At 72.5% G+C, this 23019-nt stretch carries 24 protein-coding genes; 13 read left to right on the plus strand and 11 right to left on the minus strand.

The window, feature by feature from the left end:
- Positions 1–54: 54 nt before the first annotated feature.
- The 4 genes from ACGFZS_RS41205 to ACGFZS_RS41220 are packed head-to-tail and all read right to left on the minus strand — an operon-like array spanning position 55 to position 4080.
- Entirely contained in the window at positions 55–1068 is a 1014-nt protein-coding gene (locus tag ACGFZS_RS41205; protein WP_393799452.1) for a sugar phosphate isomerase/epimerase family protein, read from the minus strand.
- Positions 1065–2168 carry a Gfo/Idh/MocA family protein gene (locus tag ACGFZS_RS41210; RefSeq protein ID WP_393799453.1) on the minus strand — a complete coding sequence of 368 codons (1104 nt, stop codon included), beginning with the start codon at positions 2166–2168 and terminating at the stop codon, positions 1065–1067. The genes ACGFZS_RS41205 and ACGFZS_RS41210 overlap by 4 nt, the downstream gene beginning before the upstream one ends.
- Positions 2165–3283, minus strand: a complete 1119-nt coding sequence (locus ACGFZS_RS41215; RefSeq protein WP_393799454.1) for a Gfo/Idh/MocA family protein — start codon at positions 3281–3283, stop codon at positions 2165–2167. Before ACGFZS_RS41215 ends, ACGFZS_RS41210 begins: the two co-directional genes overlap by 4 nt.
- Positions 3283–4080 (minus strand): sugar phosphate isomerase/epimerase family protein, encoded by a 798-nt coding sequence (locus tag ACGFZS_RS41220; RefSeq protein ID WP_393799455.1) that lies wholly within the window; start codon positions 4078–4080, stop codon positions 3283–3285. The genes ACGFZS_RS41215 and ACGFZS_RS41220 overlap by 1 nt, the downstream gene beginning before the upstream one ends.
- A gap of 82 nt (positions 4081–4162) precedes the next feature.
- Here ACGFZS_RS41220 and ACGFZS_RS41225 point away from each other — a divergent pair, with 82 nt between their 5' ends.
- The 3 genes from ACGFZS_RS41225 (at position 4163) to ACGFZS_RS41235 (ending at position 6089) form a co-directional block, all read left to right on the plus strand.
- A complete protein-coding gene (locus ACGFZS_RS41225) occupies positions 4163–4795 on the plus strand; it encodes a TetR/AcrR family transcriptional regulator (RefSeq protein ID WP_393799456.1) in 633 nt (210 codons plus the stop codon).
- 68 nt (positions 4796–4863) lie between these two features.
- Positions 4864–5529: a nitroreductase gene (locus ACGFZS_RS41230; protein WP_393799457.1), complete on the plus strand. Its 666-nt coding sequence runs from the start codon at positions 4864–4866 to the stop codon at positions 5527–5529.
- A 47-nt stretch (positions 5530–5576) separates the two neighbouring features.
- A complete protein-coding gene (locus ACGFZS_RS41235; protein WP_393799458.1) occupies positions 5577–6089 on the plus strand; it encodes a hypothetical protein in 513 nt (170 codons plus the stop codon).
- 49 nt (positions 6090–6138) lie between these two features.
- Here the strand turns inward: ACGFZS_RS41235 and ACGFZS_RS41240 are convergent, their stop codons facing one another.
- A complete protein-coding gene (locus ACGFZS_RS41240) occupies positions 6139–7116 on the minus strand; it encodes an amidohydrolase family protein (protein WP_393799459.1) in 978 nt (325 codons plus the stop codon).
- 329 nt (positions 7117–7445) lie between these two features.
- Between ACGFZS_RS41240 and ACGFZS_RS41245 the strand changes: the two genes are divergently transcribed.
- Positions 7446–9218, plus strand: a complete 1773-nt coding sequence (locus ACGFZS_RS41245) for an ABC transporter ATP-binding protein (protein ID WP_393799460.1) — start codon at positions 7446–7448, stop codon at positions 9216–9218.
- Between the two features lie 83 nt (positions 9219–9301).
- Entirely contained in the window at positions 9302–10159 is an 858-nt protein-coding gene (locus ACGFZS_RS41250) for a DMT family transporter (RefSeq protein WP_393799461.1), read from the plus strand.
- A gap of 260 nt (positions 10160–10419) precedes the next feature.
- Here the strand turns inward: ACGFZS_RS41250 and ACGFZS_RS41255 are convergent, their stop codons facing one another.
- Positions 10420–11001, minus strand: a complete 582-nt coding sequence (locus ACGFZS_RS41255) for a TetR family transcriptional regulator (protein ID WP_355723897.1) — start codon at positions 10999–11001, stop codon at positions 10420–10422.
- A gap of 119 nt (positions 11002–11120) precedes the next feature.
- On the opposite strand from ACGFZS_RS41255, the gene ACGFZS_RS41260 reads away from it, so the two are divergent.
- Positions 11121–12485, plus strand: a complete 1365-nt coding sequence (locus ACGFZS_RS41260) for an MFS transporter (protein WP_393799462.1) — start codon at positions 11121–11123, stop codon at positions 12483–12485.
- Here ACGFZS_RS41260 and ACGFZS_RS41265 read toward each other — a convergent pair.
- Positions 12427–13170, minus strand: a complete 744-nt coding sequence (locus ACGFZS_RS41265) for an AraC family transcriptional regulator (protein WP_393799463.1) — start codon at positions 13168–13170, stop codon at positions 12427–12429. The two genes, ACGFZS_RS41260 and ACGFZS_RS41265, sit on opposite strands and share 59 nt — an antisense overlap.
- Positions 13171–13224: 54 nt before the next feature.
- Between ACGFZS_RS41265 and ACGFZS_RS41270 the strand changes: the two genes are divergently transcribed.
- Entirely contained in the window at positions 13225–14412 is a 1188-nt protein-coding gene (locus tag ACGFZS_RS41270) for an MFS transporter (protein ID WP_393799464.1), read from the plus strand.
- A 9-nt stretch (positions 14413–14421) separates the two neighbouring features.
- Entirely contained in the window at positions 14422–14856 is a 435-nt protein-coding gene (locus tag ACGFZS_RS41275; RefSeq protein WP_393799465.1) for a VOC family protein, read from the plus strand.
- A gap of 126 nt (positions 14857–14982) precedes the next feature.
- Here the strand turns inward: ACGFZS_RS41275 and ACGFZS_RS41280 are convergent, their stop codons facing one another.
- A complete protein-coding gene (locus tag ACGFZS_RS41280) occupies positions 14983–15687 on the minus strand; it encodes a Clp protease N-terminal domain-containing protein (RefSeq protein ID WP_393799466.1) in 705 nt (234 codons plus the stop codon).
- A 252-nt stretch (positions 15688–15939) separates the two neighbouring features.
- Here ACGFZS_RS41280 and ACGFZS_RS41285 point away from each other — a divergent pair, with 252 nt between their 5' ends.
- The 3 genes from ACGFZS_RS41285 (at position 15940) to ACGFZS_RS41295 (ending at position 18727) form a co-directional block, all read left to right on the plus strand.
- Positions 15940–16533, plus strand: a complete 594-nt coding sequence (locus ACGFZS_RS41285; RefSeq protein ID WP_393799467.1) for a DUF1062 domain-containing protein — start codon at positions 15940–15942, stop codon at positions 16531–16533.
- 133 nt (positions 16534–16666) lie between these two features.
- Entirely contained in the window at positions 16667–16801 is a 135-nt protein-coding gene (locus ACGFZS_RS41290) for a hypothetical protein (RefSeq protein ID WP_355723885.1), read from the plus strand.
- 93 nt (positions 16802–16894) lie between these two features.
- A complete protein-coding gene (locus ACGFZS_RS41295; protein WP_393799468.1) occupies positions 16895–18727 on the plus strand; it encodes an ABC transporter ATP-binding protein in 1833 nt (610 codons plus the stop codon).
- Between the two features lie 350 nt (positions 18728–19077).
- Here ACGFZS_RS41295 and ACGFZS_RS41300 read toward each other — a convergent pair whose 3' ends face one another.
- From ACGFZS_RS41300 to ACGFZS_RS41310, 3 genes are all read right to left on the minus strand, one after another.
- Complete coding sequence (locus tag ACGFZS_RS41300; protein ID WP_393799469.1) at positions 19078–20364, minus strand: MFS transporter; 1287 nt, start codon at positions 20362–20364, stop codon at positions 19078–19080.
- 203 nt (positions 20365–20567) lie between these two features.
- A complete protein-coding gene (locus ACGFZS_RS41305; protein WP_393799470.1) occupies positions 20568–21011 on the minus strand; it encodes a Fur family transcriptional regulator in 444 nt (147 codons plus the stop codon).
- A gap of 105 nt (positions 21012–21116) precedes the next feature.
- Positions 21117–21323 carry a DUF2180 family protein gene (locus ACGFZS_RS41310; protein WP_393799471.1) on the minus strand — a complete coding sequence of 69 codons (207 nt, stop codon included), beginning with the start codon at positions 21321–21323 and terminating at the stop codon, positions 21117–21119.
- A 223-nt stretch (positions 21324–21546) separates the two neighbouring features.
- On the opposite strand from ACGFZS_RS41310, the gene ACGFZS_RS41315 reads away from it, so the two are divergent.
- Together ACGFZS_RS41315 and ACGFZS_RS41320 are read left to right on the plus strand one after the other, a co-directional pair.
- Positions 21547–22266: a GntR family transcriptional regulator gene (locus tag ACGFZS_RS41315; RefSeq protein ID WP_393799472.1), complete on the plus strand. Its 720-nt coding sequence runs from the start codon at positions 21547–21549 to the stop codon at positions 22264–22266.
- Complete coding sequence (locus ACGFZS_RS41320; RefSeq protein ID WP_393799473.1) at positions 22263–23012, plus strand: PfkB family carbohydrate kinase; 750 nt, start codon at positions 22263–22265, stop codon at positions 23010–23012. Before ACGFZS_RS41315 ends, ACGFZS_RS41320 begins: the two co-directional genes overlap by 4 nt.
- Positions 23013–23019: the final 7 nt, after the last annotated feature.

Below are 23019 nucleotides of genomic sequence, written 5' to 3' on the forward strand. Positions count from 1 at the left end.
CGGAGCGCCCCGCCCCACGCGCCACGGGCGGGGCGCTCCTGCCGGGTCACCCGGCTACTGGTTGCTGAACGCGGCGTCGAAGGACGCCTTCGGCAGGGGCCACAGCAGCGATCGTACGAAGGTGATCGCCTCGGCGGCGCCGTGCAGGCGGTCCATGCCGGCGTCCTCCCACTCGATGGAGATGGGACCGGCGTAGCCGATGGACTCCAGGGCGCGGAAGGCGTCCTCCCAGGGGACGTCGCCGTGGCCGGTGGAGACGAAGTCCCAGCCGCGGCGCGGATCGCCCCACGGCTGGTGCGAACCGAGCACGCCGGCCCGGCCGTTGCGGGGGCGCAGCCGGGTGTCCTTGCAGTCGACGTGGTAGATGCGGTTCTTGAAGTCGGTGATGAACCCAACCGGGTCGATGTTCTGCCACATCATGTGGCTGGGGTCCCAGTTGAAGCCGAAGGCCTCCCGGTGGCCGATCGCCTCCAGGGTGCGGACACTGGTCCAGTAGTCGTAGGCGATCTCGCCGGGATGGACCTCGTGGGCGAAGCGCACGCCCTCGGCGTCGAACACGTCGAGGATCGGGTTCCAGCGGGTGGCGAAATCCTCGTAGCCCGCGTCGATGACGGACGCCGGTACCGGCGGGAACATGGCGACGTAGGGCCAGATCGAGGATCCCGTGAAGCCGACCACGGTGTCGACGCCGAGTTTGCGGGCCACGCGCGCGGCGCGCTTCATGTCCTCGGCGGCGCGCTGCCGGACGCCCTCCGGGTCGCCGTCGCCCCAGACGTACGGGCGCAGGATCGCCTGGTGGCGGAAGTCGATGGGGGCGTCGCAGACGGCCTGTCCGGCGAGGTGGTTGGAGATGGCGTGGACCGTGAGGCCGTGCCGGTCGAGGATCTCCAGGCGGGATGCCGCGTAGGCGTCGTCCTCGTCGGCGCGCCGAAGGTCGAGGTGGTCTCCCGAGGCGGCGATCTCCAGGCCGTCGTAGCCCCACTGCGCGGCGAGGCAGGCGACCTCCTCGAAGGGCAGGTCGGCCCACTGTCCGGTGAACAGGGTGACGGGGTGGGTGGCTGCGGTCATGCGGGGTCCTCCGGCTCGGGTGGGGTCTCGATCCAGGCGCCGTCCTGCGCGGCGGAGGCCAGGACGGCCTCGGTGAGCCGTGCGGCGCGCAGTCCGTCGGCGAAGGTCGGCATCCCTTCGGGGTGTCCGCCCTGTACGGCGCTGTAGACGTCGGTGACGAACGCGGTGAAGGCGTCCTGGTAGCCCAGGGCGTGGCCGGGCGGCAGGACGGACATCCGGGCGGAGTCGGGGGCGGCGGTGGCGGGGTCGCGCAGGAGCAGCCGCGACCCTTCGCGTCCGCCGATCCAGAGTTCCTCGGGGCGTTCCTGTTCGAAGCGCACGCTCTGCCGGGTGCCGTGGAGTTCGAAGGTGAGGCTGTTCTTGCGGCCGGGGGCGAGCTGGCTGACGAGCAGGGTGCCGAGCGCCCCGTTGCCGAGTTCCACGAGGAGGGCGGCGGCGTCCTCGTTGGTCACCTCGGTGTCGGCGCGCCGGCCGAAGACGGTCCGGGTGCGGGCGGCGAGGCGGTGAATGCGCTGGCCGGAGACGAACTCGACGAGGTCGCAGAGGTGGGAGCCGATGTCGGCGAACGCGCGGGAGGCACCGCCCGCCGCCGGGTCGGCGCGCCAGTTGGTGTCGCCGGGGTCCAGGAGCCAGTCCTGGAGGTAGGCGGCGTCCAGGGTGAGGACCGTGCCCAGCTGTCCGTCGGCCACGAGGGAACGGGCCTGCCGGGCCATCGGGTGGTAGCGGTAGACGAACGGGACCGCCGCCACCCGCCCGGCCTCCCGCGCGGCCCGGACCAGGCGTTCGGCGTCCGCCGCCGTGGTCGCGAGGGGCTTCTCGCAGATGACGTGGGCACCGGCCGCCAGCGCCGCCGACGCGTGTTCGGTGTGCAGGCGGTTGGGGCTGCACACGTGTACGACGTCGAGGTCGCCGGCCGCGGCGAGGCTGCGGGCGTCCGGCTCGGCACGTTCGACGCCGAGGCTCCGGGCGGCCTCCTCGCCGCGTTCGGGCGTCGAGGAGGCGAGGGCGGTCGGCCGACCGCGCGCGGCCCGGCTCGCCCGGGTGTGCACGGCCGCCATGAAGCCACCGCCGATGAATCCGGCGCGCAGCGGTGCGTTCACAGAGTGGCTCCGTAGGGGTCGCGGTCCTCGGGGACCAGCGGGGGCGCGGGGGCGGTGCTGGCGACGGGCACGGTCTCGCCGGAGACGACAGCCTCGTCGATGGAGATCATGGTGTCCAGGACGTGGTACCCGAGGTCGCCGGTGGCGATGTGGGGGTGTCCGCCTCGGATCGCCCGGGCCATGTCGAGGACGCCGAGCCCGCGGCCGGCCTCGATGCCGACGGGCGGGACGGTCTCCCACTCCGGGTCCCGGTCCCGCTGCTGCACCCGGGTGATCCGGACGTCTCCGGCGAAGGTGTTGGGGTCGGGCAGGACCAGGGTGCCCTCGGTGCCGGTGACCTCGACGAACCCGGTGCGGGTGAGCGGGGAGTCGAAGCTGAACACGCTCTGGCCGACCCCGCCGCCCTCGAACCGGGTGAGCGCGGAGACATGGGTGGGCACCGCCACGGTGAACTCGGTGCCGGCGCGTTCACCGCTCCGTACGGTCCGCACCTCGCGGGCGGTCGAGCCGAGCGCGGCGACCCGGTCGACCGGCCCGAACAGGCAGACCAGCGCGGTGAGGTAGTAGGGCCCCATGTCGAAGAGGGGCCCGGCGCCCTCGGCGAACAGGAACTCGGGGTTCGGGTGCCAGAGGTCGGGTCCGGCGTACTGCATCACGGTCTGCGCGGACAGCGGGGTGCCGATGTCGCCGCGCGCGATGGCCCGCCGGGCCGTCTGCAGGCCGGGGCCGAGGATCGTGTCGGGGGCGACGCCGACCCGCAGGCCCGCCTCGGCCGCCCGGTCGAGCAGGGCGCGGGCGTCGGCGCGGTCCACGGCGATGGGCTTCTCGGACCAGACGTGCCTGCCCGCCGCGAGGATCGCCGAGCTGACCTCCGCGTGGACGGCGGGGACGGTCAGGTTGACGACGATGTCGACGTCCGGGTGGGCGAGGACGTCCGCGGCGGTACCCCACTGCTCGACGCCGTACTTGCGGGCCTGGGTCTCGGCGCGCCCGGTGTCGAGGTCGCCCACGACGGCCACGCGCAGGTCGGGGAAGGCGGTGAGGTGGGTGAGGTACTGGTCGCTGATGTTGCCGGCGCCGATGAGGCCCACGCCGACCGGGTTGGGCGCCGCCATCAGGCGATGCCCTTCGCGTTGAGGTAGGCGACGCCGGTGGCGATGCCCTCGAAGATGGCGCCGTCGTAGTGGTCGAACTCGAGGATGGCGTACTCGGCGTGCGGGGCCGCGTCCAGCGAGGCGTCCAGCGGGATCCGGCCGCGGCCCGCGGGGACCTGCCCGGTGTCGGCCGGGTCGAAGGGGGCGCCGGAGGTGAACGGGTCGTCGATGACGGGACCGTCCTTCACATGCAGGGCGCGCACCCGTGAACCGAGGCGGTGCAGCAGGGAGACGACGTCGTTGCCGCCCGCGGAGGCCCAGAACAGGTCGATCTCCAGGGCGACTTCCGGGTTCAGCAGGTCGGCGAAGCGGTCGAAGGCGTTGACCCCGGCGACGGTGTGCACGAACTCCTGCGAGTGGTTGTGGTAGCCGACCCGGAGCCCGTGGTCGGCGGCGCGCTCGGCGGCCTCGTTCAGGAGGGTGGCGGTGCGGGTGATCTCCTTCTCGTCGGCCCACCGGGAGGCGGGGACGAACGGGTCGAAGAGGATCTCCAGGCCCAGGCGGCGGGCGGCCCGGAAGGTGTTGTCCAGGGCATCCGGTGACGCTCCTTCGGGCGACAGGAATCCGGCGTGTCCGGTCCGTGCGGACAGGCCGTGGGCGGCGAGGGCGTCGGCGAGTTCGTCGGCGCGGTCCACGAAGCCGAAGACCTCGACGTTGCTCAGTCCGAGGGCGGCCAGGCGGCCGAGGGTCGCGGCTTCGTCGTCCTGCAGAGCCTGGCGTACGGAGTAGAGCTGAACCGACAGCTGTGGTGTCGACATGAGGAACTCCTCTCGTGGCGGACGGCCGACAACAGAATACCGACAGGGGTGCTGGTTTCTAGAGGTGGTTAGCATCTCGTTCATGGCAAGGGAGACGGCGGCGCGGCCGGGGACGGCCCCACGGAACTACCCCAAGGGGGAGCGCCGGCGCGCCCAGATCATCGAGGCCGCGTTCGCCGCGTTCGGACAGGTCGGCTACCGCAACGCGAGCATGGTCCAGCTCGCCGCCGCCTGCGGAGTCTCGCGCGCGGGGCTGCTGCACCACTTCCCGACGAAGGAGTCGCTGCTGGAGGCGGTCCTGGAGCAACGCGACCGGCAGGACGGCGTGGACTTCTTCCAGTCGGGCGCGGTCGCCCACGACGGTCTCGCCTACTTCGCGAGCATGGTCCGGCTCCTCGCGCACAACCAGGCCAACCCGCTGATCGTGAGCCTCTTCGCCGTGCTGTCGAGCGAGGCCACGGCCGCGGACCACCCGGCGCGCCCGTACTTCGTCGCCCGCTACGAACGCACCCGCCGGGAGATGCAGCTGGCCGTCGACGACCTGACCCGACGTGACCTCCTGCGCCCCGGCGTGGACCCGTCCGGGCTGGCGGCGGACCTCATCGCGTTCATCGACGGACTGCAGGTCCAGTGGCTGCTCAGCCCGGACGCCATCGACATGCCGACCCATCTGCGCACCATGCTGCGCCGGCTCATCCGCGTCGAACTCCCCTAGCCGTCCCGGCCGTTCGCTCTTCCCCGTCCGTCCTGCCCCGTCGACCAGCTCCGAGAGGACGAGCCGCCATGGATGTGTACGAAGCCGTGGACAGCCGCCGGGCCGTACGGGCGTTCAGCGACGAGCCGGTGGACCGCGAGGTGCTCGCACGGGTGCTGGCCGCGGCGGCCCGGGCGCCGTCGAGCGGGAACCTCCAGCCCTGGCGGGTGTACGTGGTGACCGGGGAGCCCCTGGCCGAACTGAAGCGGCGGGCGACGGCCAGGGCCCGGGCGGGCGACCCGGGCGACGAGCGGGAGTACCCGATGTACCCGGCCGAGCTGGGCCCGCCGTACCGGGACCGTTTCGCGGAGGCGGCGGCCCAGCGGTACGCGGCGCTGGGCATCGAACGCCACGACCCGGACCGGCCCTCGAAGATCGCCGCCCTGAACTCGGAGGCGTTCGGGGCACCCGTCGTGCTGTTCTGCTACCTCGACCGGACCATGGGTCCCGGGCAGTGGGCGGACGCCGGGATGTACCTGCAGACGGTCATGCTGTTGCTGCGGGCCGAAGGGCTGCACAGCTGCCCCCAGGTGATGTGGACGATGTACCGCGAGACCGTCGGCCGGCTGGTCGGGGCCGCCGACGGACTCGTACTGCTCTGCGGAGTCGCGGTGGGCTTCGAGCGGCAGGGCGTGCCACCGGTGCGCACCGGACGGGCGGACCTGGCGGAGACGGTGCGGTTCGTCGGGGAGTGACCAGGGGCCGGTGAGCCTCGGTTCGGCCATGTGCTTGAATGCCCGCCATGGACGGCTCCGCCCGCATGTGGATCAGCGCGATTCCCTCGCTCGACCCGGACTACCGGGCCGTGATCCTGGACCTCGACCACACCTCCTCCGACCCGGCCGAGCGCATGGCCGGTGTGCTGCTGAACCGGGGTCACGAGGGCGAGGAGGGCGTGTTCTACCTGCTGCCGCACGATCTCTGGGCCCGCTACGAGCGGACCGGCGACCGGCTCGCCGTGTCCCTGCTGACCTACCGCAGCCTCCTCGCCGACGACCTGACCTCGCATCCGGCCGAGCTGCGCGCCCACTTGGACGCGCTTCCCCGCGATCCCCTGGACGAGGACCGGGTCGTCCTCGTGCGCCGCGAGACCGTCACCGATTTCGAACCCGCCGAACGGGACGGTTTCCGGCAGCCGGTCGCGCTGATCGGCCACGGCCGCGGACCGGTCTCCCTGGCCGAGCTGCTCGGCCTGTTCGAGAAGCTGGAGGTGGGTGTGGCCGTCGTCGCCGCACCCGAGCCGCCACCGGCCTGACCGTCCGACCGGCCGCGCGGCCCCCGGCACCCGGCACCCGGTGTCTTGGTCAGACCCCGAACAGGCGCGCCGCGTTGTCGTGGCACACCGCCCGCAGCCACTCCGGTCCGAGGTCCAGCCGTTCCAGGGCCTGGAGCTGGTGCAGGTAGGGGTAGGGGATGTTGGGGAAGTCGGAGCCGAGCAGGATGCGGTCGCCCAGGTCGGCGACCCGGGGCAGGGCACGGCCGGGGAACGGCATGAACTGCTCGGTGAAGTCCGTGAACGCCATCGTCGTGTCCAGCCGCACCTCCGCGTAGCGCTCGGCGAGGCCGAGGAACTCCTCGTACTCGGGCATCCCCATGTGCGCGACGATCAGCCGCAGTCGCGGATGCCGGGCCAGCACCCGGGCGATCGACTCGGGGCCGGTGTGCTTGCCGGGGGCGGGACCGGAGCCGCAGTGGATCACGACCGGTGTCCCGGCGTCGGCCAGCAACCCCCAGGCAGGGTCGAGGAGTTCGTCGGCCGGGTCGTAGGCCCCCACCTGGACGTGCGCCTTGAACACCCGGGCGCCCGCCGCGACGGCCTCGCCGACGTACGTCTCGACGCCGGGCTCGGGGAAGAGAGTCGCGGTGTGCAGGCAGTCGGGGGTACGGCCGGCGAAGTCGGCGGCCCACGCGTTCAGCCAGGTCGCCATGGCGGGCTTGTGCGGGTAGAGCATCGAGGTGAAGGCCCGGACGCCGAACTCCCGCAGCAGAGCGGTCCGTTCCGCCTCCTCCTTGCGGTAGGTGATCGGCCACTCCAGACCGCCGATCAGCGGTCCGTTCGTGTCGAAGTAGTCCCAGACCTTGTGCAGCACGCGCTCGGGCATGAAGTGCGTGTGGACGTCGACCAGTCCGGGCAGCCCGAGCCGCTCCGTGAAACGGCGTACCGCCGCGGCCTCCGCGGCACCGGCGGCCCCGCTCGGCGCCGGTGTTCCCGCCGGGTGGAAGTGGCCATGGTCGGAGGCGGGTTCGGCAGGGCCCGCGGGTGCCGTGCGGTGATCGTTCATACCGCCCACGATCGGTGCCGGCGGGCGGCGCGTCCAGCCCTTACCGGGCGGCACCACCCGAGGGGCTCGTCACGCCGCCATGGCCGCGCGGGGGCGTGGCGAGCGGCACCCGGGCACGCGGGTGCCGCCCTTCCGGCGCCTCGGACCGGCCGGGCCCTCAGGACAGGTTCCCCTCCACCTCGGCCTCTGGTCCTGTCGTGGCTGCCTCTTTCCGGACGGCGGAGTGGTTCGGCGTACGACGAGGCGCCCACCCCTCTCCCCCACCGGGTGTACGGTGATCGGCGGAAAGCGGTTGCTGAAGGCCGGGCGCACCAGGGGGGACACCGTCGATGGCATCGACGTCGCAGAGACCGCTCGACCACCGCTACCGGGGCGAACACCCCGTCCGCACCCTCGCCTACCTGCTGCGCGCCGACCGCCGCAGCCTGGCGGTGGCGGTCCTGGTGTTCACCGTCAAGCACAGTCCCATCTGGCTGCTGCCGCTGATCACCGCGTCCGTCGTCGACACGGTCGTCGGGCACCGGCCGGTCTCCCGGCTGTGGACCGCCGTGGCGCTGATCATGGCGATCCTGCTGGTCAACTACCCGTTGCACGTGCTGTACGTTCGGCTGCTCTACGGCAGCGTCCGCCGGATGGGCACCACGCTGCGCTCGGCGCTGTGCACGCGCATGCAGCAGCTGTCGATCGGCTACCACTCCCGGGTCAGCGCGGGCGTGCTGCAGGCCAAGGTGGTGCGGGACGTCGAGACCGTCGAGCAGATGGTCCAGCAGACCGCCGAACAGGGCCTGGGCGCGCTGACCGTGCTGGCCGGCGGACTGGTCATCATCGGTGTCCGCACACCGGAGTTCCTGCCGGTCTTCCTGATCGTGGTGCCGGGCGCGACGCTGATCGTGGCCCGGCTGCGGTCGCGCCTGCGCAGCCACAACGAGCACTTCCGGCACGAGGTGGAGACCCTGTCCTCCCGGGTGACCGAGATGACGCGGCTCATCCCGGTCACCCGCGCCCACGGCCTGGAGGGCAAGGCGCTGCGCCGGATGGACGGCACCCTGCGCCGGCTGCTCACCTCCGGGATGCGCCTGGACCTGGTCAACGGCCGTTTCGGCTCGCTGGCCTGGGTGGTCCTCAACGTGATCGGCGTCTCCGTGCTGGCCGCCGCCGCGCTGGTGTCGTACTACGGCGTCTGGGGTGTCAGCGCCGGCGACGTCGTCATGCTCAGCGCCTTCCTGACCACCCTCACCAACTCCACGACGACGCTGACCAGTCTGGCCCCGGTCATCACCAAGGGGCTGGAGTCGGTGCGTTCGGTGGGCGAAGTGCTGCAGGCGCCCGAACTGGAGGACAACGAGGGCCGGACGGAGGTCACCGCCGTGCGCGGCGCCGTCGCCTTCGACCGGGTGGGCTTCGCCTACGAGGACACCGGCCGCCCGGCCGTAGCGGACTTCACCCTCGATGTCGTCCCCGGCGAGACCGTCGCCCTGGTGGGTGCCTCGGGCGCCGGCAAGTCCACCGTGCTCAACCTCGTCATCGGGTTCATCCGGCCCACCGCCGGTCGGCTGCTCCTGGACGGCACCGACATGAGCGGCCTCGATCTGCGCACCTACCGGCGGTTCGTCTCGGTCGTGCCGCAGGAGTCGATCCTCTTCGACGGCACGGTCCGGGAGAACGTCGCCTACGGCATGGAGGACGAGGCCGACGAGGAGGCGGTGCGCGCGGCGCTGCGTGACGCCAACGCCCTGGAGTTCGTGGACCGGCTGCCCCAGGGCCTGGACACCGTGGTCGGCGAGCGGGGCGCCCGCCTCTCCGGCGGTCAGCGCCAACGCCTGGCCATCGCACGGGCGTTGATCCGCGATCCACGGGTGCTGGTGCTGGACGAGGCCACCTCGGCACTGGACACCCGCTCCGAGGCACTGGTGCAGCAGGCCCTGGCCCGGCTGCTGCGGGGCCGTACCACCTTCGTGGTGGCCCACCGGCTGTCCACCGTGCGCGGCGCCGACCGGATCGTGGTGATGGACGAGGGCCGTATCCGCGAGATCGGCACCCACGAGGAACTGCTGCGCCGGGGCGGTGTCTACACCGCGCTGCACGGCGGACAGGTGGCCTGACGGAACGGGGACACGGCAGGCGCGCGCGGTGGCCGGCCGCGTGTCCGGAAGAGCGGGCGGCCCGCTGACGGCATGCTGGAAGCATGATGGTGCTCGCCGTGCTCTTCGCCGTCCTGGGTGCCGTCAGCAATGCCACGGGCACGGCCTTCCAGCGCAAGGCCGCCGCCACCGCGCCCGGCAGCCGTGGGGTGCGCCTGCTGCTCACCCTGATGCGGCGGCCCGCCTGGGCCATCGGCATCGCCGGGGTCGCGGGCGCCGCCGTGTTCCAGGCGCTGGCCCTGGTGAACGGCCCGATGGCGCTGGTCCAGCCGCTGTTCATGCTGGAGCTGCCGTTCGCCCTGCTGATCGCCGTACCGCTGCTGCACCGGCGGCCGAACGCGCAGGGCTGGTGGGCGGTCGCCGTGGTGGTGGGCGGCCTGGCCCTGCTGCTCGGCTCGGCGGCGCCGTCCGGCGGGCGGGACCAGGCGTCCATGGAGCGGTGGATCCCGGCCCTGGCCCTCACCCTGGGCGCCATGGGCGGCACCGTGCTGCTGGAGCGGTCCTCCTCGTCGCCGCTGTTCCGGGCGGCGGCCCTGGCGACGGGGGCCGCGATCGGCAACGCGCTGACCGCCGCGCTCATGAAGTCCGCCACCGACCGGCTCGCCCAGGCGGGTCTGCCCGCCTTTCTCACCACCTGGCAGACCTACGGTTTCGCGCTCGCCGGGATCACCGCGCTGATCCTCCTGGAGAACGCGTTGCAGGCCGGTCCGCTCGTGGCCTCCCAGCCCGCGCTGACCATCGGCGACGCGGCGGTCAGCCTGCTGCTGGGCGTCGCCCTGTTCGACGAGTCGGTACGGACCGGCTGGTGGCTGCTGCCCGAGGCGATGGGCGCCGGCCTCATCCTGTGGGGGGTGGTCCGGCTGACGCGTGTGGTGCCCCATCTCGCCGATGTCGTGCACTGAGCGGGCGCCCCGCGCCGCGCGTTCGCGCGCGGACGGCAAGCGGACGGCAAGGCGAAGGGCCCGTCCACCGTGTGGACGGGCCCTTTCGTCGAGCGCCGGGCAGGCCTTGCACCTGCATTTCTCCGCAGGAAGCGAAGCGTCTTTCCTTGGACCACCAACGCGTCACCGAGCGCCGGGACTTCACGGCGACCGGCTCTGGATCAAGAATAGCGCACCCGATGGTGTGATGGTCACACCGGACCCGCGGGCCCGCCCCGCACTCAGCCGTCACCGGTGGAGAGTTCCGGGGCGGCGGCGACGATCGCGTGCACGGTCTCGGTGACCAGGCGCCGGTCCAGGGGGGCGTCGGCGAAGGCGCGGTGCATCGGCCAGCCCTCGATCAGCGCGTCGAGCGCGCGGGACACCCCGGGCGTGAAGTGCAGGGCGAGGCTGTCCCTGCTGCGCTCCAGCCAGGTGCGGGTGGTGGCGGAGACCGCCTCGTTGTGGTTGGCGTAGGCGTACATCTCGAAGATGAGCGTCATGTCGCGCTCGGTCGCGTAGGCCGGTCCGCAGATCAGCTCGACGACGGCCGCCTCGGCCTCGGCCGTCGAGGCGGCGGACTGCAGGGTCCGCCGGTAGAGATGCGACATCGTGTCCGAGAGCCGGGCGAAGGCCTGGGCCAGCAGGTCCGCGATGCCGTCGAAGTAGTACGTCAGCGAACCGAGCGGGACCTCCGCCCGCGCCGCGATCTTCCGATGGGTGGTCCGGTGCACACCCCCCTCGGCGATCACCTCGAGGGCGGCGTCCAGAATGCGCTCCTTGCGTCCTGGGTCGTTCGGGATCTCGCGTCGTGTGCCGCTCACGCCCTCAATGTGCCATGGGTGAAGCGGTCCCGAGTGTGTACAGATGTACAAGCAAGTGTGTACGGTCGTACAGACTCGGTCGCACAGACTCCTGCACGACACCTCTGGAGACCCCGCCCATGACCGCCGATCCCACCCGGCGCCGTACCGCCGTCTTCGTCCTGTTCTTCGCCCCCGGCCTGACGCTCTCCTCCTGGGTCACCCGCACCCCCGACGTACGCGATCTGCTCGGCGTGTCCACCGCGCAGATGGGTCTGATCCTGTTCGGGCTCTCGGTCGGTTCGATGGCCGGGATCCTGTGCTCGGGCGCGGTCGTGGCCCGCTGGGGCGCCCGGCTGGTCATCCTGGTCGGCACCTCGATCGTGGCGGCCGGTACGGCGGTCGTCGGGGTCGGCGCCGCCGTCGGCTCGGGTGCCGCCGTGGCGCTGGGCCTGGGACTGTTCGGTCTCGGCATGGGCGGCGACGAGGTGGCCCTGAACATCGAGGGCGCGGAGGTGGAACGGCTGCTGGGGCGCTCCACGCTGCCCGCCATGCACGGCTTCTTCAGCCTGGGCACCGTCGTCGGCGCGGTCGGCGGCATGTGCCTGACGGCGATCGACTTCCCCGTCCTGGTCCATCTCCTCGCCGTCACCGCCGTCGTCCTGGTCGCACTCGCCCTGGTCATCCGGCGCGTACCGGCCGAGGTCGGCCGGCAGGCCGCCACCGGCGCCCGTGAACCGGGCGCGCCCCGTACGGCGGTCTGGAAGGACCCCACGCTCCTGCTCATCGGCTGTGTCATCCTCGCCCTCGCCCTGGCCGAGGGCACCGCGAACGACTGGCTGCCGCTGGTCATGGTGGACGGGCACGGCTTCGACGCCGCGCTGGGCTCGGCCGTGTACGCCGTGTTCGCCGCCGCGATGACCGTCGGGCGGTTCGCCGGCGGGCGGTTCGTCGACCGGTTCGGGCGGGCGGCGGCGCTGTGCGGGAGCGCGCTGGTGGGGGCCGCCGGCCTGGCCCTGGTGATCTTCGTCGACAACCAGGCCGTGGCGGCGGCCGCCGCGGTCCTGTGGGGACTCGGGGCCTCGCTCGGGTTCCCCGTCGCGCTCTCCGCCGCGGGCGACTCCGGCGAGGACGCGGCCGCGCGGGTCTCGCTCGCCGCGACCGTCGGCTATGTCGCCTTCCTGGTGGGCCCGCCGTCCCTCGGCTATCTCGGTGAGCACTTCGGACTGCGGCACGCGCTGATCCCGGTGCTCCTCCTGGTGGTGGCCGCGGCCTTCGCCACGCCTGCCGCGCGTTCGCCGCGGACGGTGCCGGGGGCGCGGGAAGTACGGGCGGTACGGGACCCGGAGGCGGCCCGCAGGTACCTGTCGGAATCCGCAGCCGCGTCGGCATCGGCATCGGCATCGGCATCGGCGCCGACGTCGACGTCGACGGCGACGCCGTCCGTCAGCTCGTCGGATGCGAGCCCGGAGTGTGACCGAAAGCCCGACGGAAGGCGTCGATGAAGGCGCTGGCCGACGACCAGCCGCAGGCGTGGGCCACCGTCGTCACCGGGGTGCGGTCGGCGAGCAGGACCAGCGCGTGGTGCAGCCGCAGTTGGGTGCGCCACTGCGGGAAACTCATGCCGAGGTCGCTGCGGAACAGCCGGGACAGGGTGCGGTCACTGGCGCCGACGACGCGGCCGAGTTCCTTGAGCGTGCGGTCGTCGGCCGGGTCCGCCCGCAGGACCGCGCACAGTTCGCGCAGCAGGGGTGTGGTCGGGGTGGGCAGGTGGAGCGGCTGCTGCGGTGCGGCCCTCAGCTGGTCGAGGAGGACCGCGCGGAGCCGGGCCCGTTCGGGGCTGTCGTCGTCCTCGGCGCGGGTGTAGGCGATGATCAGCTCGCGCAGCAGCGGGCCGACGGCCAGGACCGTCGGGGCGTCGAGCCCGAGGGGGTTCTCGGTGGCGGGCAGCCCGAGGAAGTGCAGTTCGAGTTCGCCGTAGGCCCGGTGCGCGTGGACGGTGCCGGCCGGTACCCAGATGGCCCGGGTGCCCGGGGCGACCCAGGAGCCCGCGCCGGTCGTCACGGCCAGCACTCCGCGGCCCGCGTAGACGATCTGGTGGTCGTCGTGCCGGTGGGCGTCGATCTCGTGGCCGGGGGCCAGCCGCCGGGTGCGGGTCGGGGCGACCGGATCGTGGCGGACTTCCGTCATCACTTGGCAGATTACCGGAAGTGCGACAGGCGGCCGGGCCCGGAGCATGGCGGGGTGCGCAGGAACACCTCGATCACTCTGCTGTCCGTCGGCCATGGCTGTGTCGACATCTACCAAGGTGCCGTGGCGGCACTGCTGCCGTTCTTCGTCTCCGAGCGCGGCTATTCGTACGCGGTGGCCTCCGGTGTCGTCCTGGCCGCGTCCGTCCTCTCGTCGGTGGCCCAGCCGTTGTTCGGCATGCTCACCGACCGCCGGCCGCTGCCCTGGCTGCTGCCGGCCAGCACCCTGCTGAGCGGTGCCGGTGTCGCGCTGAGCGGGGTGGGCGGCTCCTACCCGCTCACCCTCGCCTGCATGGCGCTGTCCGGGATCGGGGTGGCCGCCTATCACCCCGAGTCCGCGCGGGTCGCGCGCCTCGCCGGCGGGGGCGGTCACAGCGCGATGGCGGTGTTCGCCACCGGCGGCAACATCGGCTTCGCGCTGGCCCCGCTGACGGTGGGCGCCGTCGTGGCGGGCGGCGGGCTGCGCTGGACGCCCCTGCTGCTGATACCGGCGCTGGCCGGTACCGCGCTGTGCCTGCCGGCGCTGCGCGCCCTGCGGGACGGGAAGGCCCTGGGCGCCGCCGCGCGGATGCCGGCCGGGAAGGACGACGTGCCCTCCTTCGTACGGCTGTCCCTGGCCGTGGTGTTCCGGTCGGTCGTGTTCGTCGGCCTGAGCACCTTCGTCTCGCTGTACGCCCGGCAGCGCACGGGCGGCGGCACCGGCGCCGGTACGGCGGCGCTGACCGTCCTCTACCTCGGGGGCGCGGTCGGTTCCGTACTGGGCGGGTCCCTGGCGGGCCGCTGGGGACGGGTGGCCGTCTGCCGCTGGTCGTACACGCTCGCCGCCTTGGCCGTCGCGGGTGTGGTGTGGGTGCCGGGCCCGGCCCTCTACCTGTTCGTGGCGCTGACGTCGGCCGGGCTGTACGTGCCGTTCTCGCTCCAGGTGACGCTCGGGCAGGACTATCTGCCCTCGCGGATCGGCACGGCCAGCGGGGTCACCCTCGGCCTGACCGTGAGCATCGGCGGCCTGGCCGGCCCCGCCCTCGGCAGCCTCGCCGACGCCACCTCGCTGCAGACGGCCCTGGCGCCGCTGGTCCTGATGCCGGTCCTGAGCGGCCTGCTGTTCGGCACCCTGCGCGAACCCGGTGTGCCCGGCCACCAGCCGGACCCGCACCGGGAAGTGAGCGACCGAGCCCCCTGCTAAGGTGCGCCGATGTCATCGATCAAGAAGGTCCAAGTCACCTTCGACTGCGCGCAGCCCGAGCGCGTCGCCCGCTTCTGGTGCGAGGTGCTGGGGTACGAACCACCGCCGCCACCGGAGGGGTTCGCCACTTGGGACGATTTCAACAGCTCCCTGTCTCCGGAGGACCGGGACAAGTGGTTCTCCTGCAGCGATCCCTCGGGTGTGGGCCCCCGGCTGTACTTCCAGCGCGTTCCCGAGGGCAAGGTCGTCAAGAACCGGGTGCACCTCGACGTACGGGTGGCCACCGGGCTCGTGGGGGAAGAGCGCCTGGCGACGCTGGAGGCCGAATGTGCGCGGCTGGTCGCGCTCGGCGCGGTGCGCGTGCAGGTGCTGCTCGCCGACGACGAGAACGAGTCCTGCATGGTGATGCAGGACGTCGAGGGCAACGAGTTCTGCCTCGACTGAGCGCGCCGCGATGACCGCGAGCCGGTGAACCGCCTCCCATCCCCCGCGCGCCGCACGGTTGTTGGCGACGGTGGATGGAAAGGCGGTGCCGGTCCGTTACCGCTTGTTCCGTTACCGCCCGTCCCGTTACTGCTCGTCGTGCTCGGCCCGCCGTCGGGCGATCTCGGCCTTGACGGACTCGTGCAACTCGTCCGACGTGAAGCCGAGGTTGCGCAGGATCCGCGCGGCCGGGCTCTCCTCGACGCGGATCAGACCCAGCAGTGTGTGTTCCGTGCCGACCCAGTCGTGGCCGAGGTCCGCCGACGCGCGGCGCGCCTGCCCGATCGCGTCCTTGCTCTCCTCCCGGAACGGGATGTGGCCCCGCAGCGCCTTCGGCCCGGCCGCCGGCATCACTTCCGTGATCGCGTCGCGGACGCGCTGCTCCGACTCGGTCCTCGCCACCAGCACCTCGTACGCCAGGCCCCGCGGTTCGCCGAGCAGGCCGAGCAGCAGGTGTTCGGTGCCGATGGAGTCGTGCTTGTACGTGCGCGCGGCCTCCTGCGCCAGCACGATGCTGTGCCGGTTCAGATGGGTGAACCCCTCGAACGCGGAGGGCGCGTGGCGTTGCTGGGCGGCCTGCTTGGACACCCCGATGGCGTCGCCGATCTCGGTCCAGGACGCGCCGGTCTGCTTGGCCTTGCTGACGTAGTGGTCGATGAGCTGGTCACCGAGGTCGGACAGCGTCTGCGCACGAAGTCGCGCCTCGCTGATGCGGGCCAGCTCGTCGGCTTCAGGGAGTTCCTCGTCGAGACGGGCGATCAGGTCCGCGAGGCTGATGTCGAGTGGACTCATGCGTCAATCTTAAGTTGACGATGCCTCAGCGTCAACTTGTAATTGACGATCAGAGCCGGGTGACGCGGCGCTCGAAAATCAGTGGAGCGCAGCCACCGTGCGCCCGTACCGTGCTGCGGATCCCAGTCGTCTGGCCAAGGACGTGCCGTTGTACACCGTGTGAGACCCCCCGAGCGCTGATCTGTCGCGCGTCGCACCTGTGCGCCGCGCTGCTTCTTGCTGCGGTCTTCTCACTGAAACCGGTGTACTGCTGTGCTCAACATCTGGGTGGTCATGCCCACCTGCCTGCCGCTCGTTCTCCGCCGTTGCCACACGTGCGCGTCCGGGACCTTCCGGGCGAGCGGCAAGTTCCGCGTCAACGCACACCACAAACTCATCGACGTCTGGCTCCTCGTGCTCTGCACCGGCTGCGGGGAAACGGCGAAACTCACGGTCCTGGAGCGGGTCAACGTGCGCTCCGTACGGCCGGAACTGCTGGACCGGCTGCACGACAACGACCTCGACCTGACAGCCGAGTTGCTCCAGGACCCGGTGGTGCAGCGCCGCAACCGCATCGCCCTCGACTGGGCCGGCGCCTGGCGCCTCGACACCGGCGACGCGCACCACCTGGACCGCGAGGCCATCGACGTCTCCGTCCGCTTCGCCGCCCCGATCCCCGTCCGGCCGGTGCGGCTGATCGCCGAGGGGTGCGGTCTCTCCCGAGCCGAGGTCGAGCGGCTGCTCACGGACGGGCAACTCGTCTCCGCGATCCGGCTGAACGGCAAGCTCTCCGGCGACTTCACCTTCACACTCAAGCGCCGGGAGGGCCGGCCGGGCACGGTCCCGCCGCGAACAGGGCTGATTTGACGGGGATTTCAGGTGAGAGATTCGGTAAGCAAATCCCATCCAACCCTCAACTGGCGTCTTGAATCGGCGTTCTCACGGCGCCGTATTCACGCTCGAACCGCACACGCGGGACGTACGGGAGAGAAAGGGAGGAGTGGCTGTGTCCTTCGCGAAGATCACGTTGGCAAAGAAGGCCAAGAAGAAGGAAGTCGGGTGTGCCGCCAAGGAGGCGCATCACCCGCACCACCACAAGAAGCACCACCGTAAGCACAAGAAGCACGCCAAGTAACGCGACCGCCGGACGGCGCCGGGGTCCGACCGCCCTTCGTCACAGGGTGGACGGCCCCGGCGCGCCCATGGAGTCAGGGAGTACCGGCCGGTCATGTCCACCGCCGCACCGCTCGACAGATCCGCCCACGCCGGCCCCGCGAGTCCCACCAACCCCATCGACCCCACCGGCCCCGCCAGTCCTGCCAGACCCGCCGCCGCGTCGGCGCGGATGCGGCACGCCCGGCTCTCACCGTGGGCCGCGTTCCGTACGTTCTGGCCGTTGGTCAGCGGCAATCGCACCGCCGTACTGGTGTCGGCGCTGCTCCTGGTGGTGTCGGCGGGCTGTGACGCGGGCGCGATCGGCCTCGCGGGCCGGCTCACCGACGACGTGCTCACGCCCGGAGACCTCGCCGCCTTCTGGAATCCCGCCGCCCTGTGGCTGGGGCTCGCCGTGTGCGGCGCGGTCGCCGCCGCGGCCGGTGGCTGTCTGGCCGGCTGGACGAGCGAGCACTTCCTGCTCGGTCTGCGGGACCGTCTCTTCGCCCATCTCCAGCGGCTGCCACCGGACGGCCTTGACCGCTTCGGCACCGGCGACCTCGTCTCCCGTCTCACCGGGGACGTCGAGGTCGTGGAGACCCTGGTGGCCTCCGCGCCCGTCGAACTGCTCACCTCGGCCGTCGGCGCGCTCGTCTTCGCCGCCGCCGCGCTGTACACCAGCTGGCGGCTGGCGCTGATCACGTTCGCCGCCGCCCCGCTGATCTGGCTCGGCGCCCGGGTCTTCGGCACCCTGATGCGCAGCGCCACCCGCGCGGAACGCGACAGCAACGGACGGCTGGCCTCCCTGCTGGAGGAGAGCCTCGCCAACATGCCGCTGGTGCAGGCCTACGGCCGTCAGCAGGCCGAGCGCGCCAAGGTGCACCGCGAGGGACGGCACTGGATGCGCGCCGGGCTCCGGCAGATCCGGCTGTCGTCGGTGTACGGCCCGCTCGGCGAACTCCTGGAGACGGTCAGCGTGCTGACCGTGATCGGAGCCGGCGCCTGGCAGATCTCCGCGCACCACCTCAGCGTCGGCGGACTGCTCGCCTTCGCCGCCTACCTCGGCTATCTCCACCCGCGGCTGCAGGAACTCGGCGAACTGGTCGTCGGCGCCTCCTCGGCGACCGCCGCCTGCGAACGGCTCGTCGAGGTCCTGCGCACCGCCCCGGGTCCGGACGTGTCCGGTCCGGGTGTCCCGGCGCCGACCGGGCCGGTGCGGGGTGCCGTCACCTTCGAGGACGTCGGTTTCGCCTATCCCGGCGAGCGGTGGCCCGTGCTGGACCGGGTGCACCTCGATGTTCCGCCGGGTCTGCTGGTCGCGGTCACCGGGCCGAGCGGCGCGGGCAAGTCCACGCTGGCCGGTCTGCTGCTGCGGTTCCACGAGCCCTCGCGGGGCCGCATCCTGCTCGACGGGCAGGACATCGCCTCCCTCCCCGTGGACGAGGTGCGCCGGCACGTCACACTGCTGCCCCAGGAGAGCATGCTCTTCGACGGCACGGTCCGCGAGAACATCGCCTTCGGCCGGCCCGACGCCGACGACGCGGAGGTGCGCGCCGCCGCCGTCGCGGCCGACGCCCATGACTTCGTGGCCGCGCTTCCCGACGGCTACGACACCCCGGTCGGCAGACGGGGCAGCGCGCTCTCCGGGGGCCAGCGCCGCAGGATCGCGCTGGCCCGCGCCCTGCTGCGGACCGCTCCCGTGCTCGTCCTCGACGAGCCCACCGCCGGCCTCGACGACGCCGCCGCGGCCCGCGTGATGGGGCCCCTGGGCCGGCTGGCGGCGGGCCGTACGACGTTTCTGATCACCCATGACCTACGGCTGACCGCCCGGGCCGACCTCGTCCTGCACCTGTCCGACGGCACCGTGACCAGCACGGCACCGCCCGCGCCTGAAGGCGCGGGCGGGTAGGGAGGGGCGAGGACGGACAGGGAGCGGCGCAGGCGCATAGCGAGGGGCGCGGGCGGACAGGTAGGGGCGCGGACAGCTGTGGGCAGGCAGTCGGACTCGGCGAGGGCGCGGCCGGCTGCCGGCGTGCGCGGACAGGCGAAGGCGGGTGCGGACGGACGAAGACGGGTGCGGACGGACGAGGGCGCGCGCGAACGGACGAAGGCGCGCGCGAACGGACGAGGGCGCGTGCGAACGGACGAAGGCGCGTGCGAACGGACGAGGGCGCGCGCGAACGGACGAGGGCGCGTGCGAACGGACGAAGGCGCGTGCGAACGGACGAGGGCGCGTGCAGACGAGCGAGGGCGGGTGTGTCAGACGGTCGGCCGACGGTCTTCGACGGCGCGGTCCCGCACGCCCCCGCCCTCGCCCCCGGCCCCGCCCCCGGCCTCGCCTTCGGACGCGGAGGCGTGGCCCCCCTCGCCGACGCCCTGCGCGGTGACGACCTTCGAGGGACGGTCGCCGCGGTCCAGGAAGCCGCCGGTGACGGCGAGTCCCAGGCCCGCCATGGCGAGCACCGCGCCGACCAGGTTGGGCGCGGCCCAGCCCCAGCCCGCCGAGATGACGAGGCCGCCGAGCCAGGCACCGGCCGCGTTGGCCATGTTGAAGGCGGAGTGGTTGGAGGCCGCCGCCATCGTCGGGGCGTCCTTCGCGTTGATCATCAGCAGCATCTGGACGGGCGTGGTGATGAGCGCGCCCATCGCACCGATGAAGGTGACCGTCACCAGGGCCGGCACCGTGCTGTGGACGGTGAAGTAGAAGGTTACGAGCGCGGCGGCGAGCAGGGTGATGCCGGCGTACAGCGTGGGACGCAGGGCGCGGTCGGTGAGGGGGCCCGCGACCAGGGTGCCGACGGTCATGCCGACGCCGTAGAGGGCGAGGACCAGGGTGGTCGACGCGTCGGAGATCCCGGTCAGGTGCGTCAGCATGGGGACGAGGTAGCTGTACACGGCGAAGAAGCCGCCGAAGCCGACGACGGCGGTGGCCAGGCCGATGAAGACCTGCCGGTTGCCCATCGCGCGCAGTTCCCGACGGATGCCCGCCTGCGGGCCGCGCGGCTGGTGGGGCACGAGGAGGGCGAGGGCGGCGAGCGCCACCAGGCCGATGACGGCGACCGCGCAGTAGGCGTAGCGCCAGCCCAGGTGCTGGCCGAGGGCCGTGCCGGCGGGGACACCGATGATGTTCGCGATGGTGAGGCCGAGGAACACCCGGGAGACGGCGCGTGCCGCGCGGTCGGGGGCGACCAGCCTGGAGGCGACGACGGCGCCGACGCCGAAGAGTGCGCCGTGCGGCAGACCGGCGAGGAAGCGGGCGGCGAAGAGCAGGCCGAAGTTCGGGGCGAGCGCGGACGCCGTGTTGCCCACCACGAACAGCCCGGTGAGCAGGAGCAGCAGCCGCTTGTGGGGAACCCGCGCGCCGATGCCGGTGAGGACGGGGGCACCGACGACGACGCCGAGCGCGTACGCCGACACGAGGTTGCCCGCGTGCGGCACCGACACCCCGAGTCCGTCCGCGATCTGGGGCAGCAGGCCCATGGTGGCGAACTCGGTGGTGCCGATGCCGAAGGTGACGACGGCAAGGGCCAGCAGAGCCAATGGCATGGTGGCGGAGGGGCCTTTCGGGGACGGTTGATCCGGGGACGGGGAGCGGGGCGGAACCGGGACGGTGTCTCCGGGACCGGCCGCGCCGAGCGTCCTTGCCCAGCACACCCCAAGAACGTTGCAGCGAGATCAACCGAGCGTGCATTCCGGGATCGGCCCCCGCAACGGGGTGAGCTGCGTCACCACGCGGGACGTCGGGATCCTCAGCCCCGCGCGAGGACCTCCTGGCATCCCGCGCACAGGCCCCACCAGGTGATCTCGGCCTCGTCGACGGCGAAGCCCAGGTCCTTCTCGGGGCTGAGGCAGGGTGCGGCACCCACGCTGCAGTCGACGTCCTCGATCAGGCCGCAGCGGCGGCAGACCAGGTGATGGTGGTTGTCCCCGACCCGCAGCTCGTACCGGGCGGGCGAACCGGCCGGCTCGATGCAGCGGATCAGCTGTGCCTTGGTGAGGTCTTCGAGGACGTTGTAGAGGCCCTGCCGGGAGAGTCCGCCGGCCGCGGCCGGGTCCGTGCCGATACGGGTCTCGAGGTCCGCCGCCGTGGAGTGCGGATGGCCCTGCAGCGCCGTCAGCACCGCCCGGCGCTGGGCGGTGCTGCGCAGCCCGTTGCGCCTGAGCAGATCGGCCACCGGCTGCTCCATGGTCATGTCACTCTCCTAGGGCCTGCCTGCCGGGCGGCACTCCTGCGCGGCCCCGGCGCCTCCCGCCCCACGATAACAACCCAGAGTTGACTGAGTCAGTTCTAGGCGACTCTAGGCGACCTCGGCCGTACGGCATGCGCCGCACACCAGACGCCGCGCCTGGACGGCACTGGTCATGGGGATGACCCCGACGGGCCGCTGAACGGTCGTACGCGTGATCCGCGAGTGGTCGGCGCAGGTGAAGAGTCCGCAGCGCGCGCAGGCGCCGATCCCGGTGCGGTCGGTGCGGCCCTCCTGGGCGCAGTCGTAACAGTGCATGGCGTTTCCCGAAGTGAACTGGCCCACTCACCTTGCGCGGTGGGGTGTCGGATGTCTGCGCGACGGGCGCTCACGCCCTCGCCGCCCTTCGAACATAGCCCGCTAGTTTTGACAGAGTCAACTCTAGGAATCCATGGAACCACCCCCGGAACCACCCGCGGGACCACCCATCGAACTCCCGGCACCTCTGGACCACGAGCACTTGTTCACCTACTGCCTAGACATGCCTGGACAGGTTTACAAACACCAACGCATCGCTCACGTTCTGGCCGACGAGATCCGCGCCGGGGTCCACGCCGACGGCAGCCGGCTCCCCGGGGAGCACGCGCTCAGGGAGCGGTTCGGCGTCAGCCGGACCACCCTTCGGCAGGCCCTTCAGGTCCTCGGCGAGGAGGGCCTCATCGCCACCCACGCGGGGATCGGCTCGTTCGTCACCTTCGACGGGACACCGCTCGACAACCGGCTGGGCTGGACCCGGGCGCTGGCCGAGCAGGGCACCGAGCTGACGACCGAGATCCTCCGCTTCGAGGAGGTCCCCGATCCGGAGCTGGCCGCCCGGCTGGGGCTCGCGTCGGGCGCGTTCATCGCCCTGGACCGGGTCCGGCGGCTCGCCGGGGGGCCGGGCGTGTCCCTGGAGCGCAGCAGGGTGCCGGCCGTCGGCGGCCTGGCCGGGCTGCCCGGGCGCGGGCTGGACGGCGGTTCGCTCAGCCGGGCGCTGATCGCGGCGGGCCGGGTCACCGACTCCGGTGAGGGCGTGGTGTCGGTGCGCGGCCTCACGGAGGCCGAGACGGCGGTGCTGCACCGCTCCCCCGGTGAGTCCTTCCTCCGCCTGGACCAGGTCTACCGGGCCGCCGACGGCTCGGTGGTCGAGCAGGTGAGCAGTCTGCTCGACCCCGCCCACTTCGAACTGCACGTCCGCTCGGGCAGGGGAGGCCGGCCGTGACCGACCGGCTCGACCGCGCCCTGGGCGCCTTCTACGGACTCGCCCTCGGTGACGCCCTCGGTATGCCCACGCAGGTGATGTCCCGTCAGGACGTCGTGCGCGTGTACGGCGCCATCACCGGGTTCGCGTCCGCCCGGCCCGACAACCCGGTCAGCGCGGGCATGCCCGCGGGGTCCGTCACCGACGACACCGAGCAGGCCGTCCTCGTCGGCCGGCTCCTCGTCGAGGGCGACGGACGGATCGATCCGCTCCGGCTGGCCCGCGAACTCCTCGACTGTGAGCGGGAGATGAAGGCCAAGGGGTCCTTCGACCTCTCCCCCGTCCTGGCCCGCACCGACTGGCTCAGCGCCAACGCCCGCGAGGCCCGCCTGATGACCGGGCACGAGGACCCCCGCAGCGCGGCGGCGGCGCTCGGGCGACGGCTGGCACCGGGGGCGGGCGTGCTCGTACGGGCCGACAAGGACGGCTGCTGGCTGGCCGCCGCCGATCAACCTCCCGTCCACGTACCGAGGTTCCCAGTCACCGCGATCGACAGCAACGGCGCGGGCGACGCGCACGTCGGTGCGTTCCTCGCCCTTCTCGCCGAGGGCCTCGACCCGGTGACGGCCGCGCGGGGCGCCAACGCGGCGGCGGCCTGCGCGGTGACCCGCCGCGGTCCCGCCACGGCACCCGACCGGGCCGAACTGGCCGCCTTCCTGGCCGGCGACCCCCTCGCGGAACGGCTCTCCCTCCCCCGGGGCCGCTGAGCCGCCG

Source organism: Streptomyces sp. NPDC048288, from assembly GCF_043201555.1.
Lineage (GTDB): Bacteria > Actinomycetota > Actinomycetes > Streptomycetales > Streptomycetaceae > Streptomyces.

Coding starts and splice junctions, on each gene's coding strand:
- ACGFZS_RS41205 (WP_393799452.1), bottom strand. CDS start 1,068: ATGACCGCAGCCACCCACCCCGTCACCCTGTTCACCGGACAGTGGGCC.
- ACGFZS_RS41215 (WP_393799454.1), bottom strand. CDS start 3,283: ATGGCGGCGCCCAACCCGGTCGGCGTGGGCCTCATCGGCGCCGGCAAC.
- ACGFZS_RS41220 (WP_393799455.1), bottom strand. CDS start 4,080: ATGTCGACACCACAGCTGTCGGTTCAGCTCTACTCCGTACGCCAGGCT.
- ACGFZS_RS41225 (WP_393799456.1), top strand. CDS start 4,163: ATGGCAAGGGAGACGGCGGCGCGGCCGGGGACGGCCCCACGGAACTAC.
- ACGFZS_RS41230 (WP_393799457.1), top strand. CDS start 4,864: ATGGATGTGTACGAAGCCGTGGACAGCCGCCGGGCCGTACGGGCGTTC.
- ACGFZS_RS41235 (WP_393799458.1), top strand. CDS start 5,577: ATGGACGGCTCCGCCCGCATGTGGATCAGCGCGATTCCCTCGCTCGAC.
- ACGFZS_RS41240 (WP_393799459.1), bottom strand. CDS start 7,116: ATGAACGATCACCGCACGGCACCCGCGGGCCCTGCCGAACCCGCCTCC.
- ACGFZS_RS41245 (WP_393799460.1), top strand. CDS start 7,446: ATGGCATCGACGTCGCAGAGACCGCTCGACCACCGCTACCGGGGCGAA.
- ACGFZS_RS41250 (WP_393799461.1), top strand. CDS start 9,302: ATGATGGTGCTCGCCGTGCTCTTCGCCGTCCTGGGTGCCGTCAGCAAT.
- ACGFZS_RS41260 (WP_393799462.1), top strand. CDS start 11,121: ATGACCGCCGATCCCACCCGGCGCCGTACCGCCGTCTTCGTCCTGTTC.
- ACGFZS_RS41265 (WP_393799463.1), bottom strand. CDS start 13,170: ATGACGGAAGTCCGCCACGATCCGGTCGCCCCGACCCGCACCCGGCGG.
- ACGFZS_RS41275 (WP_393799465.1), top strand. CDS start 14,422: ATGTCATCGATCAAGAAGGTCCAAGTCACCTTCGACTGCGCGCAGCCC.
- ACGFZS_RS41280 (WP_393799466.1), bottom strand. CDS start 15,687: ATGAGTCCACTCGACATCAGCCTCGCGGACCTGATCGCCCGTCTCGAC.
- ACGFZS_RS41295 (WP_393799468.1), top strand. CDS start 16,895: ATGTCCACCGCCGCACCGCTCGACAGATCCGCCCACGCCGGCCCCGCG.
- ACGFZS_RS41300 (WP_393799469.1), bottom strand. CDS start 20,364: ATGCCATTGGCTCTGCTGGCCCTTGCCGTCGTCACCTTCGGCATCGGC.
- ACGFZS_RS41305 (WP_393799470.1), bottom strand. CDS start 21,011: ATGACCATGGAGCAGCCGGTGGCCGATCTGCTCAGGCGCAACGGGCTG.
- ACGFZS_RS41310 (WP_393799471.1), bottom strand. CDS start 21,323: ATGCACTGTTACGACTGCGCCCAGGAGGGCCGCACCGACCGCACCGGG.
- ACGFZS_RS41315 (WP_393799472.1), top strand. CDS start 21,547: ATGCCTGGACAGGTTTACAAACACCAACGCATCGCTCACGTTCTGGCC.